Source organism: Pseudoalteromonas sp. NJ631, from assembly GCF_000276645.1.
Classification (GTDB): domain Bacteria; phylum Pseudomonadota; class Gammaproteobacteria; order Enterobacterales; family Alteromonadaceae; genus Pseudoalteromonas; species Pseudoalteromonas piscicida.
Map to the genome: position 1 here is coordinate 137,016 of NZ_AKXJ01000003.1, position 20,475 is coordinate 157,490.

Here is a 20,475-nt window from a genome sequence, read left to right on the forward strand (position 1 = left end):
AATTCACTCTATTACTGTGTGGTTTGTGGTATTACAATTCTATCGGTAGAAATAATGCTTTGGCTTGCACGCTATCAAGTTCAAACCAACGCTGTTGCTGTTTATCAAATAATACAATGCCATTATCGCTTCGATACAGTTGGTAGCTAAGGGGAAGCTCTTGAGTTGCCAGCCAAAACTGCGCAGCGCTCAGCGCAGGCTCCAACTGCCTTGGCGCCTCAACAACCAATAGCTGTAAACTTTGCCACTTGGCGACAAGCGCGCGTAAGGCATCTTCGCTAAAGGTCTGGTTTGAACCTTGCGGTAACTCTATACGCCAGCTCGTGCCAATGCGTTCAATTTTATAGCCAGGAAATGCCACGGTTAAGACAAAGCTTTGCTCTGGTAGCACAGCTTGTATCTTTGCTTTATCGTCACTGGGGTTCAATTTATAGTGGAGGCCGTTGAGAAAAAAGATCATCAGTAACATGGAAAAGATCACCACGTTATTCCACGCCTTACGGCTCATTTGAATCATACCCACCTCCTAAGCGTTTGAACGGTTAGTGTATAATACTAATTTGCATTTATACATGCTCAATTAGCCCTTGCTCACCGAGGCTATTTCGCCTAGTTCAACAATCTGTCGTTACCGCACCCTATCTACGCCAAATTGCGCATTTACACTATTTAAATGACAAGTTATTTTGCTAGAATGTGGGCAAAACTTTAAGGAGTTCCGTCAATGGCAATGTATGTAGTGGGTCATAAGATCCCTGATTCAGATTCAATCTGCGGTGCAATCGCACTTGCTTATTTAAAAAACCAAATTGGTGAAGAAGCAATCCCTACGCGTTTGGGTGAAGTCTCACCGGAGACTCAGTTTATTCTTGACCGTTTTGGTTTTGAAGCACCAGAGCTTAAGATGAGCTATGCTGGCGAAGATGTGTATATCGTTGACCACACTGAAAAAACGCAAGCACCAGACGACATCGATAAAGCAACTGTAGTTGGCGTAGTTGATCACCACAAACTAGGCGACCTTACAACCTCAACACCGCTTGAGTGTTGGATCCGCCCAGTTGGCTGTAGTAACACGATTATTAAAATGATGTACGACTTCTACGATGTAGAAATCCCAGCAAACATTGCTGGTATCATGATGTGTGCAATCCTAAGCGACACAGTCATCTTCAAATCACCAACTTGTACCACTGCGGATATCAAATGTGTTGAAGCGCTTGCAAAAATCGCGGGTGTTGATGATGCTAAAGAGCTTGGCATGGAAATGTTCAAAGTGAAGTCAGCAGTTGAAGGCACACCAATTCGTGACTTGGTCATGCGTGATTTCAAAGACTTTAACATGAATGGCAACCTTGTTGGTATTGGCCAGCTTGAAGTGGTTGATCTTGCTGTATTTGATAAGATCAAAGATGAGCTACATGCCGATATAGCGAAATTAAAAGAGGAAGGTAATCGCCACAGTGTGATGCTACTACTTACTGATATCATGAAAGAAGGATCACAAATGCTGATCGCTTCAGATGATGAAGCGATCATCGCAAAAGCATACAACGTTGAGCCTGAAGCAAGCAAAGTATGGTTGGACGGCGTACTGAGCCGTAAAAAGCAAGTTGTACCACCATTGCAAGACGCATTCGCTGGTTAATACTGCTCGCCGAGACGAAAGTCTCGGCTGTTTTTATGCTGCACCTCACTCCGGGTATATTCGCCTCCTTTGTCAAAGACTTGAATGCCGCGCGCCATTCACATCACCTAATTCAAATCAACCTGCCCTTGAGCGACTGTATCGCGAAAATCGGTGACAAGACGCTATCTGGCCCAAGCGTAATTGCGAGTGGCGTAGAACATAGCTTAAAAATGACCTCAGGCTGGGTGATATTAGTCGAACCAAAAAGCTTGTATGGCAAGCAACTACAAGGCAATAGCTGCGCAGCAATCAAGATAAATACCGCACCAAAGAGCAATGCCAAGCTTGCCGAGTTATTACGCGCAGTAGAGCTGACCGAACTCCCGACAACAGATTTAGATCCACGAATTGACCGTGTATTGGCGCAATTAGATGCGTGCTTTAACGCACAAACTTGCCTGAAACCCAGTCACTTCAGCGCCAATACAATTGCCGAGTCACTTTATCTCTCGCCAAGTCGCTTTTTACACCTGTTTACCGAGCAGGTGGGGATAGCATGGCGACCTTATGTGCTGTGGCGCAGGCTGATCTGCTCGGTTGTCGCCATACAGCAAGGCAACAACCTTACACAAGCAGCCATGCTCGCAGGGTTTGCAGATAGCGCTCATTTGAGCCGAACATTTAAACGGCAGTTTGGCATTACACCGACTGAGGCATTAAAAACACAAAATACTTTGGACTAAGTTAATTGGACTAAACTAAGCCGTCTGTTTGTTACCTCGTTTATAAGCTTCACCAATCAACTTGACCATAGGTAGCGACGATATGATTAATACGACGAGAAAAATAATCGAATGAACAATCATCTCATCGACCGTGTAGCCAATACGAAACTGAATAAATGCTTGGATCTGAATGTAAACATTGGCAGCAATAAATAGTGCTAATGACACGCTCCAAAACCACACATCTGTGATAGGACGCTTGCCATAAGCGACGCAAAAGGCGCCAAATACATTCAAGAGATCTGCGACCAATAACACAATCCCAGTAAACATGCTTGATTCTATTGCTAAATGATCAGGCAGCGTAAATGCATCATAGATTGAGGCAATAAACGTCAGTAGTAAGAAATAAAATAAGACTTTCCATTTCATGCGAGAACCCCTCCATAATCGTAAGATATGTCATCGCGGTCACTTGGTCGCTGCTTCCGTGCTTTCTCAGTACATATCTTATCAACAATCTTTGTTGTTTTTCTCATAGGCTCCTTCCCTAAATACAAAATAAAAAACCTAATTGTATACCCATTAACTAACCATAAACTTAGCCAGTTTATTCAAGCTTAGTTACCTAAGTTGCATCACACTGCTACCAAAATAGGAGCATAACCATGAAGCAATTTTTAGTAACTACCCCTTTAGTTGATTATCAACATTCAGAGATCCAAAGTTTAATAGAAGCAAAAGGTTGGCGGCAACTTAATGCTATCACGGCAGCGGAGCGAATCTATAACTTCGTCAAAGACGACATCGAATTTGGTTATAGTGAAACAGATACACTAACTGCAAGCCAAGTATTTAAGCAAGGCTATGGCCAGTGTAATACCAAAGGAACGTTACTGGTTGCACTGCTAAGGGCTTGTGGTATTCCAACACGAGTTCATGGATTTGAGATAGCCAACGATCTTAAGCAAGGGTTAATTCCTACCCTACTGACGTGGTTTGCCCCAAAAAGTATTATCCATAGTTGGGTTGAGGTTTATTTAGAGGAGCGCTGGGTAGAGCTTGAAGGTTACATAATAGATGATGGCTATCTAAAACAAGTTCAGCAACAGTTCTCAATGGCAAAAAACTTTACTGGATTTGGTATTTCTACTCCCTGTTTGCAGCAACCCGATAATCGTTTTTCGTTAAATGGTGCATATATTCAAAAGCAAAGTATCACACGCGATTTAGGGCTTTATACAAGTCCAGATGCGCTTTATCAGCAACACAAAAATCTAACTGGCATCAAGCAATGGCTCTATGCACACTGCTTTAGACATTGGATAAACCAAAGGGTAAGGCGCGTCAGAGCCGGACGCTTCAACTAACTTGAGCCTGCAATAGCAACTTGGCTGCGATTGTGGTTGGTGTATTCAACACCACCTTTACTGCGCGGGGATCACGCAGTTGCGGCCTGCAGCTTTGGCTTGATACACCGCGTGATCAACGGCTTTTAGCGAGTGACCAAAAGGCAAATTGGTATTGACTTCGGCAACCCCAAAGCTTGATGTAATGGAGATCTTCCCTGATGGCGTAGAGATAACCGATTGCTCTATTTCTTGTCGCAGGCGCTCGGCGATCACCATCGCTGAATTTACCGGCGTGTTAGGTAACAGCACAATAAACTCTTCACCCCCTAAGCGGCACATACAATCTTCTAACCTCAAGGTATTTACACAGATCTCAGCAAAGCTTTTTAACACTAAGTCACCGGTTTCATGACCATGGTTATCGTTGATTTTTTTAAAGTGATCTATGTCTAGCATCATCATACTAAATGGATGATCAAAGCGTGCATGACGACTGATCTCACGTTTTGCGTTATCCATTAAAAAACGTCGATTACTCAACCCAGTGAGTGGATCTTTAAACGCCATGTCAGTGAGTTGCAGCTGTAACTGCCATAACTCTTTAACCAGTAATCGGCGACTGCAGCAGTCCGCAATCATCTCCGCAAAAGCGATTTCATCTTTGTGCCACGTACGTACACCGTTATTCCCCTCACAACACACCACTCCGTGAGGAATACCATTTTTAAAGATCACCGTATCTAACATGGTTACTATGTGGTTTGGGGTTAAATAACATTCTTTAAATTCGGACGTTCTGGGATCGGCGGCAGCGTCGTTCGCATCTATCGATTGACCACTGTTGATTGCAGAAAAATAAGCGGGAAAGTTTTCATACGTTAAGGCTGGCAATTGCACTGGTAACTCGTCACCCTGCCAATCTGTGTTAGCAACATTGATAAGCTCAGAAGGTTTATCGAGATCGTCAAACAACCAAACAGAAACCCGAGTGACGTCTAAGGTAAGCTTACCTTCATCAAGTAAATCAATCAGGAAGCTTTGAAATGTTCCCGATACGTCAAGCTCCTGCGAACTGAGCCGCCGAAGCCTCTGAGTGACATTGCTAAAGTTCTTCAACATAATACGAAGATTTTATTCTTTTCTGCTAGCATAACGCGCCATAATTTTTAAGCATAGTCTTAAATACTAGAATTAACCTATGTTTTGGAATATTTTCACACGATTATGTAAGAAATAAGAATATAAGTAGAGCAATCCGTAAAGGAGGTAATGCTAAAAGGTAATAAGCCTGAGTTTATTAAAGTGGCACGAGGCCACTTTATTCGTTGGATTATTTAATATATTTTGCGAGGTATTTTTTAAATACCGGATCTGACATTGCCAATTGTCGTTGCTCATCCATGATTTCTTTAAGCAAAGACTCCGATGTCAGAGGATTGGCTAAAACTACTCGGAATACCACCGTAGGTTGGCGGTCATATTGCTCTGGTGTTAAGCGTGTTCGAGAAACAAAAGAGCGGCCCGCTTCACGCTGACGCTTTTGCATGCTTGCAGTAAAACGGTTCAGTGCGGCATAAATCTCTATCTTTTCTTGTTCATCCGCTTGTGCGATTGCCGCTTTTATTTGCTCAGGCACATAGCGGTAAGTCAGCAAACATAGCTCAGGTTCAGAGATCAGCTCAAAATCAGGGGTTTGTTTAATTAGTTCAGCAAAATACCGTGCCTTTTCAATCCCTTTATCAATGAGCATCTCATAGCCTTGACGACCAATGACACGCAGACATGCGTGCACTAACATCGCCATTCCTGGGCGGCTCCCCTCTAAAGTATGACTACCCAGATCTTTAGAGCCTTTCCGTAAGATGTATTCGGCGTGATGTTCGATTGCATCAGATGCTGCAGGGTCTTTAAATAGCACCATACCCGCCCCCATAGGCACATACATTTGCTTGTGCGCATCTATGGTTATTGAATCTGCTCGCTCCACCCCTTTAAGAAGGTGGCGATTGTTATTCGATAGTAGTGTTGCTCCACCCCAAGCGGCGTCAACATGAAAGTGACAATTGAGCTCTTCGGCTAAATCAGCCATCTCTTCTAACGGGTCAATATTACCCGTTTCGGTCGTCCCAGCAACACCAACTAAAGCCAGTACTTTAATCCCTTGTGCTTCAAGTTCATGAGCTTTAGCTCGCATGGCATCAACATCTACCTTATTGTTGCCAGCTGTTTTGATTGATATAAAATTATCGCGGCCAATACCTAGCACATCTGCGGCCTTACCTAGTGAATAATGGCCTCTTTCAGAAACTAATACCGCTAAGCCTCGGTAACCATAATGTAGCATTGCAGCCACAATACCCGATGCACCAATACCCTTAAATTCACCATCCGCTTTTAATAAGCGGTTTCTTGCAATCCAAAGTGCGGTTATATTGGCAATTGTGCCACCAGAACAAAAAGCACCAAGTGACGTTTTTGCGCTATGCATCCACTTATCGTAGAAAGCATCATCACTGCCGTAAACCAAATGATGCATCATTCCCAACACTTGACGTTCAAGTGGAGTAAAGGCTTTTGACGTTTCAATTTTGACTAGGTTCTGATTGAGTCCCACCATCAACTTCGACAGAGGCAACACGAAATGCGGTAACGCTGAGGTCATATGCCCAATAAAACTTGGGGCTGCGGTATGCACTGAGTGGGCAACTAATTGCTCCATGATATCTTGCGCATAGTCTGAGACAAACATTGGCACTTCGGGGATCACCGCCGACTGAAAGTCTTTTTCAACTTCGTGCAGTGGCTTTTCGATTGCCGCAATATTCTCATTTAAAAAGCCAGCCAAATTGCTCGAGATTTCTTGCTCGATTCTGCTTAAAGTTGAATCAGGCGCCTCAGGCACGGTAAATATACGCATTAAGCTTTCTTCAGACGCAACGGCGCAACGCTTTGGACCCATCAATACTACCTAAACATCAAACGGTGCAGTAGCCTATCTACCCATTGTAGAAATTGAGTAGATACAAATTGCACAAGAGATTGTGATACATGAAATGGCTAACTTTACTGTAAAGAAAGGGAATTGTCTTCTATTGTCTAGTTAAAATTCATGAAACATTGACAATTTTATGAAAACCCAACGAAAGTTCAGTGAAAAATCCCTCAGTATTCGGGCGTTTCTATTTTACATTCTCGTCAAAAATAAGGTATAAAATGGGGACATAAACCCAGCAAAACGGTATATTGCCGACTTGCCCGCAACAATGCATTTTATTGATCATTGAAGAAAAAGTTTTTTGCTTTATTTCTTCTCAAGACGTCAATTTATGTTGTATTGTTTATATTATGTAGCAAAGCCGCGCCAGTTTGGCATTCTTATCGTTGCTAAATAACGATATTGTGGATAAAGGATTATCATGAATACTCGGAGTATAGCTCAACCACTCAAAGCTAAACCAAAACATCCTACGGCAAAAGCAACTCAGCTTTTAGGGCTCACAGGTTATACTTCCCGACTCCCAGTTGCTTGGCTCGTTTTAGCCTCTTTTATCTTTTTAGCGGCCCTATCGATTTATGTTATCGCCAACTATTACGATACGCGCCGCGATATCATGGCGAGGATCGACGCCCAGTTAGTCAATGCAGCCACCAGCGCCAACGTCATTGTAGGTAAAAAATATCACGAGTCACCGGAACAAATAACCCCTGCCGAATTTAAGCAAAAAAGTCATGCCCTCACAGAGCTTGCCCGTGCTCTAAATGTTGAATACGTCTATACCATGGTGCTTAAGCCACCTTATGTGCACTTTACCGCGTCCAGTTACACCCGAGAAGATCTTAAACTCAACAGACTTACACGTTATCAAGATGTTTATTCCGAGGCTTCGATTACCCTAAAAAGCGCCTTTCACTCTACCGAACCTGTGTTTGAAATCGCCAAAGACAAATGGGGTCACTTTAAAAGTGTATTTATTCCTTTTGTACTACCCGATGGCACTACTTATATAGCTGGTGCCGACTTAACCATTCACGATTTAGAAAGTCGGTTACAAGAAAGTGTAATGGATGCCGCCATTGACGCTAGCTTCTTCTTTGTGATGTTTTTGGTTGTCGTGAGCTTGTACTTTATGTACTACAAGAAGACCTTAACAACAGATAGTCGCACCGGATTTGGCAACCGAATCGCCCTTGAGCAAGCACTTAAATATTCTAAATCGCAACACCTATGCTTAAGCGTAGTGTGGGTTAAAGAGCTTGAGGATATCATTAGCTTCTATGGCACGGAAGTCGGCGATAACGTGATGGCAAAAGTCATGAGCTACTTTAGCGAGTTTACCCATCCGTTTGAAGTTTATCGCCTTACCACCTCTAAAATTGCGCTAGTTACCAGTATCGAAAATGGTGAGCATTATTTGGCGAACTTAACCGAGTCATTCCCTTGTGCAAAACCCATATACGACGCGCCGCATTTATACGTTAATTTGTGTGCGGGTGTTGCTAAAGGCAATTGCGCGCTGTTACTTGAAAATGCCTTTCTCGCGCTACGTCAGGCTCAACAGCAAAATACCCAAGTGTGTTATTTTGATTCTCAGCTACAAATAAACCCCCAGCAACAATCAAAAAACCTCCACCTCACCCGCTTACTGCAAAGCGCGTGTGAATCAGACCGCATTATTCCTTTTTTTACGCCGCGTAAAGCTTGTCACGACCATGCTGACATTCAGTACCACTGCACGGCACGCGTCCTTAATGAGCGCGGCGCTATCATTGATGCTGAACATTTTTATCCAGTGATGAAGCAACCAAAACTCCGCGCCCAAATTAGCATGAAGCTACTTGAGTTATGCGTCACCCGTTTTCGTAAATCAAACCATGCTTGGAGCATGCAATTAAGCCACAGTGAAATCGCGGATGCGGAATATTTTGAATATATCAGCCAGATCCTACGCCGTTACCCGCAGCCGCAGCTCATCACATTTGAGTTTAATGAAACAGATGTGCTCAAAAACTTTAGCGATATGAGCTTAATGATGCAGTCGTTAAAAGCAAAAGGTGCAAATGTTGCGGTAACGGGTGTGAATAGCGGTTTTCTTACCATCAACCGGATCTTAAAACTCCCACTGGATGCCATTTGTTTAGAAGCCAGTATTTGTGAAAACTTGGATGAAGATGAGATGCTGCTGAGCTCCATTGAATATCTTGCAAGTCATTGTAATGCCAAGCGGATCGACTTGATTGTACCCTGTGTTGCCACCAGCAAACAGGCAAAACAATTGGAAGCAACGGGCGTTGCAAGATTAGAGGGGAGTTGGATAGGCAAAGCAAGCGGCCATCTTTAAGCCGCTTTTATCAACTTGAAGTGCCGGATTAAATTAAAGTGTTACGACTAAGCGGGTACTTGATTGACCACTTGCCCAATACTTACGCTCAAAGGGTGTAATAGCTTCATCACTTTCGTAGGCTTCCACTTCAGCATCAACGCCGCTAAGCGCCAAAGCTCTGGCAAATTCTTGTACATAAATATCCCAATTACTGCGCAGCTCCAACTTGCCGCCTAACTTAACGATAAAAGGGAACACCGCGCTACCATGCCAGCGTCTTTGAATATGTTTAGCTTTCGGCCACGGATTAGGATACAGCAAATAATGGTGAGTTGGCTGCCAATCGGCTTCCAGCGCTAATCGCCAAAAGTCATTAAGATCGGCTTGCACCAAAATATATTGGCCTTGTTCCGTTTGCTTATATTCAACATCGTGTTTATCTAGTCGATGCGCAGACTTGTCGATGCCAATTACCAAGGCATCAGGATGTCGCTTCGCCAAATTTGCAGTACTTTCACCAACACCACAACATGAGTCCAAAATAATCGGTCCATTAAAGGCCTGCACTCGTGCGTTAACCTCATCGAAAGCACTTTGTGTATGTGCCGCAATGGGTTTTTTAAACTCAGCGGTTAGATGCTTGGTAACGATTTCATCGAGCTTTTCGTGTAGCCCTTGTTGATTAGTGGTGATACTACGAGAGTTTGCTTCTGTCATAACCAGTCATTATTAAGGGGGAATGGTAAGGATTTTACCTGAAATAACGCAAGAGCGCCGCAATTGATGACAGCGCCCATGTTTCCAAATTAATGCTATTTACGTTAGTGTCTTAGTCCAACACCGCGTTTAATTAAGTGCAGTGACAACCAAAATAGACCACATATAAATACACCTAACACCGTAAAGGCGACGCCAATATCAACGTCCGAAACACCTAAAAAGCCAAAACGGAAGGCATTTACCATATAAATGATTGGATTTACCTGCGACACACCTTGCCAAAACTCCGGCAGTAATGTGATTGAGTAAAATACACCACCAAGGTAAGTCAGAGGTGTCAGCACAAAAGTCGGAATAATACTAATATCGTCAAAACTGTTGGCAAACACCGCATTGATCAAACCGCCTAATGCAAATACGGCTGACGTTAAAATAACCGTGATGACGATAACCGCTAGGTTGTGAATTTGAATATCCACAAAAAACAGACTGACGATAGTAACAATAAGGCCAACGAGCATACCTCGCGCCATACCACCGCCCATATAGCCAAGTACAATAATATAGTTAGGCACAGGTGCGACGAGCAACTCTTCAATGCTCTTTTGAAACTTGGTGGAATAAAAACTCGAAGCAACATTCGAATAGGAGTTGGTGATCACCGACATCATGATTAAGCCAGGTACAATAAACTCCATGTAGCTAAAGCCACCCATATCACCAATGCGTGAACCAATTAAACTGCCAAATATCACAAAATAAAGTGTCATGGTGATCGCTGGTGGTACTAAGGTTTGCACCCAAATACGTAAAAACCGAATACACTCTTTTATCCAAATACTTTTTAACGCGACGCCATATTTCAACACGATTATGCCCCTCTCCCCTGCTCCAGTAAGCCAACAAACAACTCTTCTAAACGGTTAGCTTTGTTACGCATACTTAATACTTGATTACCTTGCTCTGTGAGTTGTGTGAATACCCCATTGAGCCCTTGAGACTTAGCTACTTCTACCTCAATAGTATGGTCATCAACGGTGGTAAATTGGTAACCATCGAGTGCCACAGGCTGCATAGGTGGCTTAAGATCAAGTACAAACGTTTCTTTGTCTAACTTAGCGAGTAATGCCTTGATGGTCGTGTGTTCAACAATCGTGCCTTTATCGATAATCGCAATGTTACGGCACAATAGCTCTGCTTCTTCTAAGTAATGTGTTGTGAGTATAATCGTTACGCCTTGCTTATTAATTTCACGTAAAAAGTCCCACATAGAACGGCGTAGTTCAATGTCCACACCAGCGGTAGGTTCATCCAAAATAAGAAGCTTAGGCTCATGCATCAATGCTCTTGCAATCATCAAGCGACGCTTCATACCGCCGGATAGCGTGCGGGCTTGCTTATCTTTTTTCTCAAATAATCCCAGCTGCTTGAGGTACTTCTCGGCTCGCTGGTGGGCTACGTCTCTTGGCACACCATAATAGCCCGCCTGAGTCACTAGAATTTGGTTAAGCGTCTCGAATTGGCTAAAGTTGAACTCCTGTGGTACTAAGCCTAAGTTCGACTTAGCGTCTTCCAAATGAGTATCAATACTATGACCAAAAACCTCTACACTGCCTTGGGTCTTATTCACCAGTGAGGCAATAACCCCTATCGTGGTAGATTTACCAGCCCCGTTTGGACCAAGTAGCGCAAAGAAGTCCCCTTCTTGAACTTCGAGATCAATACCTTTAACGGCTTCGACGCCGTTACTATAAACTTTTTTTAACCCTTTGATGTTCAGTGCTATTGTCATATTTTATTATTCTCCATAACCCCAGCGCTTAGCTAAAGTATGCTCGATGTGTAGATGATCTAAAATACGGGCCACCATAAAGTCGACCAAATCGTCGATACTTTGTGGCTGATGATAAAAACCAGGCGCTGCAGGCATGATAGTCACCCCCAAGCGGCTAAGCTTGAGCATGTTTTCAAGATGAATTGGACTAAAGGGCGTCTCGCGCGGCACTAATATTAATTGGCCTCGTTCTTTGATCACCACATCTGCTGCACGCTCAAGCAAATTGTCAGATGCTCCAAGTGCAATGGCTGACACACTTCCTGCACTGCACGGACACACCACCATCTGCTTGGGTGCGGCCGAGCCAGATGCCACAGGGCTAAACCAGTTATCTTTACCAAACACCTGAATTTGCTTATCTTTAGCACAGAAAAGCGTCTGTAGTTGCTCCGTTGCTTTTTGTTCATTTCCTGAGAGTTTTAAATTAGATTCAGTATCCAACACCACTCTGGCTGCGCTCGAGATTAGCACGTAAACTTGATAGTTTAACGACACCAATACCTCGAGTAATCTCAGTCCGTAAGGGGCGCCCGACGCACCACTAAAGGCCAGCGTAATTGGCCCATTAAATGTTTGTTCTGACATAATGATTACTTTTTCAATGCAGTTAAAAGTTTGTCGTGGATGCCACCAAAACCACCATTACTCATGATCAGCACATGTTGGTTTGGTGCTTGATTTGTCACAACCTGTGCGACAATCTCATCTACGCTTGCAAAACACTGACGATCTGCGGCTTCGGCTTGTGCTTTAAGAGACCAAGATAAGCCATCTGGCTCGAATAGATACACTTCATCTGCCACATCAAGAGATTGCAATAAGGTTTCTTGATGAATGCCCAGCTTCATCGTATTTGAGCGCGGCTCTAAAATAGCAATGATAGGTGCATCTCCCACTTTGGCTCTAAGCCCTGCTAGGGTCGTTGCTATTGCCGTGGGGTGATGCGCGAAGTCATCATAGACAGTAACGCCATTGACCTCCCCTTTAACTTCCATACGGCGTTTGGGAGAAATAAATTGCCCCAGCGCTTCGATACTTACCTCGATTGGAATGCCCACATGTCTTGCCGCCGCAATCGCCATCATGGCATTTTTGACATTATGCAAACCAATTGCTTGCCAATTTACTTCGCCTTTTTCTTCGCCTTCAAATAACACTGTAAAGCGAGAGCCGTCAGCCTTGAGCAAGTTATACGACCATTCTTTACCAAGCGATTCCTGCTCGCTCCAAAAACCGCGTTCAATAACGTTTTGTAGCGCAGTATCATCCGCTGGATATACGGCTTTACCTTGGCTGGGTAGCGTGCGAATTAAATGATGAAACTGGGTTTGAATGGCATTTAAATCTGGAAAAATATCAGCATGATCATATTCAAGATTATTAAGTATTAACGTGCGAGGTAAGTAATGGACAAACTTGCTGCGTTTATCGAAAAACGCCGTATCGTATTCGTCGGCTTCGATAACAAAGAATGGCGTATCTGACGTGCGCGCCGACACACCAAAGTTTTGCACTATGCCACCAATCAAAAAGCCCGGACGCAATCCTGCGTATTCGAGTAACCACGCTAACATGCTTGCAGTGGTTGTTTTGCCATGCGTACCGGCCACAGCCAGCACCCATGACTGGCGTAAAACATGGTCTTTTAACCATTCAGGGCCTGAGGTATAACGCATACCTTTTTCTAAAACATATTCAACGCACGGATTACCACGGCTCATGGCATTGCCGATGATCACCACATCAGGCTCAACATCGATGAGTTGCTTAGGGTCGTACCCTTGAGTTAATTCAATACCGAGTGATTCGAGTTGTGTACTCATCGGCGGGTAAACATTGAGATCTGAACCTGTGACTTTGTGCCCCAATGATTGAGCGATGGCTGCGATCCCGCCCATAAAGGTACCGCAAATCCCTAAAATATGTACGTGCATGATGTTAGCGTTCTTTATTATTTCATTGCTGTTTAGATTAACATACTCAGCTTATTGGTGGCTGACTTTATTGTTGAATCTCATGCACCAGTATTATTCTTTATTTTAAAGTGGGTGGTGTGAGCACGTGCTCAAGGTTGTGTCGTGCTTAAAGATGTGTCGTGCTAAAGCACGACCTACGGTTGATGTACGTGCCATATAAAAGGAAGCGTTGTGGTAAAGATGTGTCGCGCTAAAGCGCGACACACGGTTGGTGTGTGCGTGCCATTCAAAAGGAAGCGTTGTGGTGAAGGTTTGTCGCGCTAAAGCACGATCTACCGTTGGTGGTACGCTCCATGAAAAAGAGGGGCGTTGTGGTAAAGGTTTGTCGCGCTAAAGCGCGACCTACGATGCGGTAGCGGCCGACCACACGCCTTTTTCAATGCCTTGTTGTACCATCAAAGTCAGCGCTTTTTCTATCGCTTGGGTAACACAAATGTGCATCGGTTCATTATCGCTAAACCCCGCTTCGGCTTCAGCCAACCGTTTATAACTCACATAGCGGAAAAACCCTGCCCGAACCTCCATGGATAGCACCTTTTTGCTACTCGCGACAGAAAGCAGCACTTGCCCGGTACGAACATCAACTGCGCGCATATAAATAGAGATAACATCCTCACGATAAAGCTCGGATGCACCTATGCCGAAATACTCCATACCTAAACCGCCTGTGCGGATATTAGAGTCATAGCTGATGATCCCGCCTTCTAAAATGATCTTTGCAGTCATTAAAGGTGGCAAAGCATTTGTGTCATTATCATCACTTGCTGCACGAATAATTTTGCGCTCAGTCAGCAGATTTTGCAGTCCTTCACGTTCTACCGGAATAAACCAATCCGTTTCGTGTAGTGCCTGCATTAAAATAGAGTTAGCGCCTTGAGTCACCGCTGTTGAAAATGAACTTACATTATCTTGTGGTTTGTATTGCCCTGTTTGGTCGCGAAATGAATAAACAGAAACGGGGATTCGCCCTTTCGGTGCGGGTAAGTTTTTTAGTTCTGCAAAAGTTTCAGTGTTGGTCAACTCAATTGCTACACTTTGCGAAGGTGGCAATACGCGAGACATGCTAGAACAACCGCCAAGCAGTAATAAAAATACCAATAAAATTACGCGGAGCATTTAATATCCTCCACCAGCAGATGAGGCAAATCTGGGTACCTCTAGAATGGTTTCTTCACCCGATGCTGTATTCGTGATCCTAACCGTGATGGTGTCGGGTGTACTGGTGATCACTTGAATTTGATAGTCACCACTCATAAAGGTCGCGTCTTGGTTAAAGATACTGTCTTGAATATCTTCACCAAACGCAACATCCGTGATTTCTCTTACCAAACGGTTGAGATACGTACGCTCGAGTGATTCTTGAAACTTTTCGTCATAGGTTTTTTCTATGATAGGTGCTCTATGTTTATTTTGAGATTGTGCTTTACTCAGTAACATATTGGCATTTAACGGATTACCACCAAATGCAGGGTTAATTGGTTTATATACAAGCTCAGTCGCTGCCACATGAGTACTACCAAGTAGTATTAAACCAGCGAACATGATTGTTGTTGTTTTTGTTGTTGTCATTTTACCACCCGCTCGCGGCTAGATCTTCAGAGCCATTTTGTTGATATTGTTCTCTCGCCATCGCATCCATAATGGTGAAAATAGCCGTTTCAACTCGTTCATCAACGGAGCCGCCCCTTCTCCCCATTGCTGTTGCGTACACTGCGCGACTGTTCATTAATACTTCTAACCGCGTGCCTGCTCTTGGCAAAACCGTTTCTTTAACCGTGATATTAATTCCCGAGGTGTTAGGAACATCTCTCCACAACTGTGAAAATTGAAAGTAAAACTGGTGACCAAACCGGCTAATACTCTGATCCATCACTAAACCATCAATTTCTACATCTTCTTGTGCACTAAGTGAAAACGTAGAAACGAGCATAGCGCTTAAGAGTGTTATTATTCTTATCATTATTTGTTTACTCACGGCGTAGAATGTCTTTGCTGACGAGATTCACATTGATGTTTTGGTTAGCTGAATAGTACAAAATATGGGGGCTGATTTTGCCCCCTATCTAAATTACTTAGTTATTGCTGAGTGATAGTCGCAACGTTGTTGTCACCAACCTGAGTTACGGTAATGTTTTGACCACTACCTGTAATTCCACCTTGGACTAAGTTGCCGTCACCAATTTGACTTACTGTAAATGCATTATCATCGCCATTGATGATGAATGCCTCAGAACCCATACCCATCACAAAGTTGTTGCTACCATTTTGTGTGATGTCTAGCATATTGCGACTACCTTCAAGCATCAGATCAATCGCGTTGAACTCGCCAGACTGCGCAATATCTACTTGGTTTGAGCTACTATCAAATACGCTGCTCATTGTCACAACAACACCATTGCCTGTGCCACTTTGTGAAATATCAACTGCGTTATCATTACTTGCAAGGCTCACGTCTGGATAAGATGACTGCACCACTGCCTCGTTTTCATCACCCGTTTGGGTAACATCAACATCATTATTACTACCGTTGAAGTTCGCAATGTGTGCGATGTTCGCATCACCTACTTGAGTTGCTGAGAATTCATTGTTCTCGCCAGCAACGCCAAGATACATCTCGTTACCATTACCTATCTGCATCGCAGTAAATTCGTTATTATCACCGATCACGTCTGCTTGGGCTTTGTTCTCGTCGCCACGTTGTTCAGTCATCACTTCGTTGTCGTTACCAACTAATAAATCTGACGCGAAGGTGTTAGTTGAACCTTCCTGATCGATACTAAGCTCGTTATTGTCTCCAGTAATTTCAAATACATTAACCGTATTGCTATCACCTTCCGATTGCTCGATCTCAACTTGGTTGTCATCACCAATCACAGTTTCTACAGAGATAACATTGAAGTTGCCGCTTTGGCTCGATTCAATTTCGTTTTCATTACCTTGTAGACTAACTACTTTATATTGGTTGTACACACCATCTTGATCTAAGGTGATTTGGTTCATGTCACCTTGTACTGACTCAAGTGTCGCTTCGTTCCACGTACCTGTTTGTGTCGCTGTTACTTCGTTTTGGCTACCTTGCATATTTAGGTTGTAGAACCATTGGCCGCCAGAACCTTGAGATACTGTAATCGTATTTTGATCGCCATTAATGACATTGATGGCTTCGTTGTTAATCCCAAGGATCCCGCTACCTGACTGCTGAATGTCAATCGCGTTATCATCGCCAGTAACTTCCGTTAATGCGCCGTTAGATTCGCCATCTTGGCTATATACTTGGTTATTGTTATTTCCGGTGGTCGTAATAATAGCGACGTTACCAGTACCATTCTGATCGGCCTCAGTAATATTGTTGTCGCCAATCGTAGTCACATCTGTCAGGTTAGAAGTACCCAGTTGCACCGAGGCTAACTCGTTACCGCCTTGGCTACCTGAAGTTTGTGAAAGTTTGAGTTCGTTACTTGTTCCACTTGCACGCTCCACTTGTGAAAGTGCAGAAGTTGAAAGTGATTTATTATCTGATTTTGCCTCAGCATGTGCTGTAACTGAATGTGTTAGCGCAAGCGCGATAGCGCAACTCACGATTGATTTTGAAAACTTCACACTGTTCTCCTTAGAGATTTATTATATTATTTTTCAATTAAGTGATCGGTGCAGGCATCGAGTTGTTGCCGAACTCAGCCAACTGCAACTTTTCACTTAACTAACGTCCTGTTATGACTCATTACTCCTGAGTCGCTCCCACCTGTGCCAGTTACCAGAGTGTTACATTTTTAGTGAAAAACATAATCTATATCAAAGTCAGCAAATTCATATGTTGAAATAATATATTTTATTACGTCTTGTCACCTTTAACTCTAAGATGGGAACAACTGAAGATAAATAAGAAGATTTTATGAAAAAAATACTTCATTAATTTCAATATAGTACAAGGATAAACTCACACAAAATTACGAATAAAATATGGAGGTACAAAAAAAGTATGACTAAAGTTCAATCGTACCCATATCCACCCACCCCATAAAAAAGAACCAAATAATCTATTCCAAAAAATAAAAATCAGTAAAAAAAACTGATTTTATTAGTTAACTCTTTTTTTACATTGCACTGCTCAATATCTGGGTCTAGGTTTTAAGACGTTGCCAAAAAGACCACAGCCACTACCAGAAAAAACTACCAACTCAAAAATTGTGTATTGATGGATACGCTTGAAATTAAAAAGGTTATTAATATGAGATCTAAACTTTCTGCATTGTCTTTGGCTTTGCTTCCTGTACTTGCTTTCACTTCTCAAGCAGCAGTTCAAATCGAAACTACAACAGCAACCGCTGATGACAGCATCTTAGTTGTGTTTAAAGAAAACACTTCTGCAGCGCTTCGTGCCAATGCAAGAAACCTTGTAAAAGCAAAGATGGCGGATTTGAACGCTGATGGCGTAGACGACAAATATCGCCATGTTTTAAAAGGTCGCCTAGCAAACTTTAAACTAGATAGCATCACAGCAAAGCAAGCAATTGAAAAACTAGCTAACCACCCGGCCATTGAATATGTCGAACCTGACTATCAAGTAAAAGCACTTGGCATTCCTGACGATAGTCGCTTTGATGAGCTTTGGGGTATGCATAACACAGGTCAAACTGGTGGTACCGCTGATGCCGATATTGACGCTCCTGAAGCGTGGGATATTACGGTTGGCTCACGTGATGTTATCGTCGGTGTGATCGATACGGGTATTGATTATACCCACCCAGATCTCGCGGCAAACGCATGGCGCAATCCAGGAGAGATCGCTGGAGATGGCATTGATAATGATGGTAACGGCTATATTGATGATGTTCACGGTATCAACGCAATCACAGGCAGTGGCGACCCGATGGACGACCAAGGTCACGGTACACACGTTTCAGGTACTATCGGTGCCTCTGGCAACGACGCAACAGGCGTTGCTGGTGTGAACCATGAAGTCTCAATCGTGGGCTGTAAATTCCTAGATGCATCAGGCTCTGGCTCAACTTCAGATGCGATTGAATGTATTGACTATATCGTAGCGCTTAAAAATGCCGGTCACAACGTTCGCGTTACTAATAACAGTTGGGGTGGCGGCGGTTTTAGCCAAGCACTCTCTGATGCGATCACTGCAAGTGAAAATGCGGACATCTTATTTGTGGCAGCGGCCGGTAACAGTGCGGTAGACAACGATGTAAACCCTCATTATCCTTCAAGCTACGAGCACGACAGCGTATTCTCTATCGCAAGTACAACCCATACTGACGCGATGTCTTCATTTTCACAATGGGGTCTAACGTCTGTAGATATGGGTGCACCAGGTAGCGCAATTTTATCTACCGTTCCGGGTGGTGGTTACTCAAGCTACTCGGGTACTTCAATGGCGACGCCTCACGTTGCTGGTGCCGCGGCTCTAGTACTTTCTATCAACCCAACCCTCTCTGCAATTGAGCTTAAAAACCTACTGATGCAAAGTGGTGATGTTAATGCTGATCTTACAGATAAAACTGTGTCTGGTAAGCGCTTAAATGTGAATCAAGCTGTAATTGATGCGGATCCAGAGCCAGGCTTTAGAGTATCAGCTCGTCCAGCTAATCAAGAAATCACAGCGGGCGATACTGCAACATACGAATTTACTTTTGCTTCAGTCGCTGACTGGCAGGGCACTATTGATTTGTCTGTTACTTCACCAATTGCAGGTGCAACGCTGTCTGCGACTACTGCAATGCCAGGCGATACAGTAACACTTTCTGTACCAACTGCAGCTTCAACTCAGTGGGGTGAGTATAGCTTCACGCTTAATGCAACATCTGGCGAGCTTGCGGATCATGAGCAAGTAGGACTGTATGTATTACCTCAAGGGTTAAGTGATTTCAGCTATGAAAATACTACCGCGGTAGACATTCCAGATAACGATGCTTCAGGTATTACTTCTGTGATCACTGTAGCTGACACCGTTACCGTATTTGATAGCAATACTTTAGTGGATATTACACACACCTACATCGGCGACTTAATTGTTACGCTTACTTCTCCTGCTGGAACCGTAGCAACACTACATAACCGTCAAGGCGGCGGTGCTGATGACATTAACCAAACCTTTAACTCTGCGGCATTTAATGGTGAAGTTGCAACGGGTGATTGGACATTGTCTGTCTCAGATAATGCAGGTATCGATACTGGTACATTGAACAGCTGGACTCTAAACCTAACAGGTCTAGGCGAAGCATCACCTCAACCTCCTGTCGCGGGCTTTAGCTTTGCAGCTTCAGGCCTTGCCGTGACATTCACTGATGAAAGCCGTGATCCGAATGATGATATCGTTAGCTGGGCATGGGACTTTGGTGATGGCAGCATCAGTACTGACGCCAGCCCAATTCATGAATTTGCAGCATCTGGTGAGTACAGCGTTTCTCTAACGGTGACTGATAGTGAAGGCAACAGCCACACAACCACTCAATCTGTTGCGGTTAGCACTGATGAGGTTGAGCTATCACTAGTTCGCGCAAATAAGTCTCGCTTAGGCTTTATCCGCGTAGAGCTTTCATGGCAAGGCAGCAGTGCTGATGAAGTAACAATTTACCGTGATGGTCAAGCACTTGAAACGGTTACAAACACAGGTAAGTTCAGAGACTTCTCACGTGATTTAGAAGCCACCAGCTACACATATAAAGTATGTCAATCTGGTGAAATCTGCTCAAACGAAATCACAGTTAACTTTTAATAATTCCATATCTAAAGGTTAATTTAAGCCCCGAAAGGGGCTTTTTTATTCCTACTATCCAATTTAAAGTACAGCTTAAAAATAGCCGAATAAAATAGATATGATATTTTTACAGATCACGATTAAAAACAGTTGTAATGCAAGCTAACATCGGTTTGGTGAGATAACTATGCTAAGCGTTCACATT

Annotated in this window: 18 protein-coding genes; 5 read left to right on the plus strand and 13 right to left on the minus strand. The window is 43.5% G+C overall.

Annotated features, from left to right (window positions below):
• Positions 1 to 31: 31 nt before the first annotated feature.
• Complete coding sequence (locus A587_RS0107470) at positions 32 to 517, minus strand: hypothetical protein (RefSeq protein WP_017217072.1); 486 nt, start codon at positions 515 to 517, stop codon at positions 32 to 34.
• Between the two features lie 207 nt (positions 518 to 724).
• Here A587_RS0107470 and A587_RS0107475 point away from each other — a divergent pair, with 207 nt between their 5' ends.
• Both A587_RS0107475 and A587_RS0107480 read left to right on the plus strand, forming a co-directional pair.
• On the plus strand, positions 725 to 1,648 hold the full coding sequence (locus A587_RS0107475) for a manganese-dependent inorganic pyrophosphatase (protein WP_017217073.1): 924 nt from the start codon (positions 725 to 727) through the stop codon (positions 1,646 to 1,648).
• Between the two features lie 35 nt (positions 1,649 to 1,683).
• Positions 1,684 to 2,373, plus strand: coding sequence for a helix-turn-helix transcriptional regulator (locus tag A587_RS0107480; RefSeq protein ID WP_017217074.1), 690 nt, complete (start codon positions 1,684 to 1,686; stop codon positions 2,371 to 2,373).
• A 15-nt stretch (positions 2,374 to 2,388) separates the two neighbouring features.
• Here the strand turns inward: A587_RS0107480 and A587_RS0107485 are convergent, their stop codons facing one another.
• Positions 2,389 to 2,787 (minus strand): hypothetical protein, encoded by a 399-nt coding sequence (locus A587_RS0107485; protein ID WP_017217075.1) that lies wholly within the window; start codon positions 2,785 to 2,787, stop codon positions 2,389 to 2,391.
• A gap of 236 nt (positions 2,788 to 3,023) precedes the next feature.
• On the opposite strand from A587_RS0107485, the gene A587_RS0107495 reads away from it, so the two are divergent.
• Positions 3,024 to 3,725: a transglutaminase-like domain-containing protein gene (locus A587_RS0107495; protein ID WP_017217077.1), complete on the plus strand. Its 702-nt coding sequence runs from the start codon at positions 3,024 to 3,026 to the stop codon at positions 3,723 to 3,725.
• 57 nt (positions 3,726 to 3,782) lie between these two features.
• Here the strand turns inward: A587_RS0107495 and A587_RS0107500 are convergent, their stop codons facing one another.
• Together A587_RS0107500 and panP are read right to left on the minus strand one after the other, a co-directional pair.
• Positions 3,783 to 4,826, minus strand: coding sequence for a sensor domain-containing diguanylate cyclase (locus A587_RS0107500; RefSeq protein WP_010368493.1), 1,044 nt, complete (start codon positions 4,824 to 4,826; stop codon positions 3,783 to 3,785).
• Positions 4,827 to 5,037: 211 nt separating this feature from the next.
• Positions 5,038 to 6,666: a pyridoxal-dependent aspartate 1-decarboxylase PanP gene (panP, locus tag A587_RS0107505; RefSeq protein ID WP_017217078.1), complete on the minus strand. Its 1,629-nt coding sequence runs from the start codon at positions 6,664 to 6,666 to the stop codon at positions 5,038 to 5,040.
• A gap of 457 nt (positions 6,667 to 7,123) precedes the next feature.
• Between panP and A587_RS0107510 the strand changes: the two genes are divergently transcribed.
• The gene (locus A587_RS0107510; RefSeq protein WP_017217079.1) at positions 7,124 to 9,046 is read left to right on the plus strand and encodes an EAL domain-containing protein; all 1,923 of its coding nucleotides are present in this window, start codon (positions 7,124 to 7,126) and stop codon (positions 9,044 to 9,046) included.
• Positions 9,047 to 9,079: 33 nt separating this feature from the next.
• Here A587_RS0107510 and trmB read toward each other — a convergent pair whose 3' ends face one another.
• The 9 genes from trmB to A587_RS0107555 all read right to left on the minus strand — a co-directional run bounded on the left by trmB (position 9,080) and on the right by A587_RS0107555 (position 17,161).
• Positions 9,080 to 9,745: a tRNA (guanine(46)-N(7))-methyltransferase TrmB gene (gene trmB / locus A587_RS0107515; protein ID WP_017217080.1), complete on the minus strand. Its 666-nt coding sequence runs from the start codon at positions 9,743 to 9,745 to the stop codon at positions 9,080 to 9,082.
• A 104-nt stretch (positions 9,746 to 9,849) separates the two neighbouring features.
• Positions 9,850 to 10,617 carry an ABC transporter permease gene (locus A587_RS0107520; protein ID WP_010605731.1) on the minus strand — a complete coding sequence of 256 codons (768 nt, stop codon included), beginning with the start codon at positions 10,615 to 10,617 and terminating at the stop codon, positions 9,850 to 9,852.
• Positions 10,618 to 10,619: 2 nt separating this feature from the next.
• Positions 10,620 to 11,540 carry an ABC transporter ATP-binding protein gene (locus A587_RS0107525; RefSeq protein WP_010368501.1) on the minus strand — a complete coding sequence of 307 codons (921 nt, stop codon included), beginning with the start codon at positions 11,538 to 11,540 and terminating at the stop codon, positions 10,620 to 10,622.
• A 6-nt stretch (positions 11,541 to 11,546) separates the two neighbouring features.
• Complete coding sequence (locus tag A587_RS0107530) at positions 11,547 to 12,170, minus strand: flavin prenyltransferase UbiX (protein WP_010605733.1); 624 nt, start codon at positions 12,168 to 12,170, stop codon at positions 11,547 to 11,549.
• A 5-nt stretch (positions 12,171 to 12,175) separates the two neighbouring features.
• Positions 12,176 to 13,519 (minus strand): UDP-N-acetylmuramate:L-alanyl-gamma-D-glutamyl-meso-diaminopimelate ligase, encoded by a 1,344-nt coding sequence (mpl, locus tag A587_RS0107535; RefSeq protein ID WP_017217081.1) that lies wholly within the window; start codon positions 13,517 to 13,519, stop codon positions 12,176 to 12,178.
• A 384-nt stretch (positions 13,520 to 13,903) separates the two neighbouring features.
• Entirely contained in the window at positions 13,904 to 14,677 is a 774-nt protein-coding gene (locus A587_RS0107540; RefSeq protein WP_017217082.1) for a CsgG/HfaB family protein, read from the minus strand.
• Positions 14,678 to 15,130 carry a curli production assembly/transport component CsgF gene (locus A587_RS0107545; protein ID WP_017217083.1) on the minus strand — a complete coding sequence of 151 codons (453 nt, stop codon included), beginning with the start codon at positions 15,128 to 15,130 and terminating at the stop codon, positions 14,678 to 14,680.
• A 1-nt stretch (position 15,131) separates the two neighbouring features.
• Positions 15,132 to 15,521 carry a CsgE family curli-type amyloid fiber assembly protein gene (locus A587_RS0107550; protein ID WP_010368511.1) on the minus strand — a complete coding sequence of 130 codons (390 nt, stop codon included), beginning with the start codon at positions 15,519 to 15,521 and terminating at the stop codon, positions 15,132 to 15,134.
• A gap of 116 nt (positions 15,522 to 15,637) precedes the next feature.
• The gene (locus A587_RS0107555) at positions 15,638 to 17,161 is read right to left on the minus strand and encodes a curlin (protein ID WP_017217085.1); all 1,524 of its coding nucleotides are present in this window, start codon (positions 17,159 to 17,161) and stop codon (positions 15,638 to 15,640) included.
• Positions 17,162 to 17,789: 628 nt separating this feature from the next.
• Here A587_RS0107555 and A587_RS0107560 point away from each other — a divergent pair.
• Positions 17,790 to 20,288: a S8 family serine peptidase gene (locus A587_RS0107560; RefSeq protein ID WP_026000910.1), complete on the plus strand. Its 2,499-nt coding sequence runs from the start codon at positions 17,790 to 17,792 to the stop codon at positions 20,286 to 20,288.
• The last annotated feature ends 187 nt before the right edge of the window (positions 20,289 to 20,475 follow it).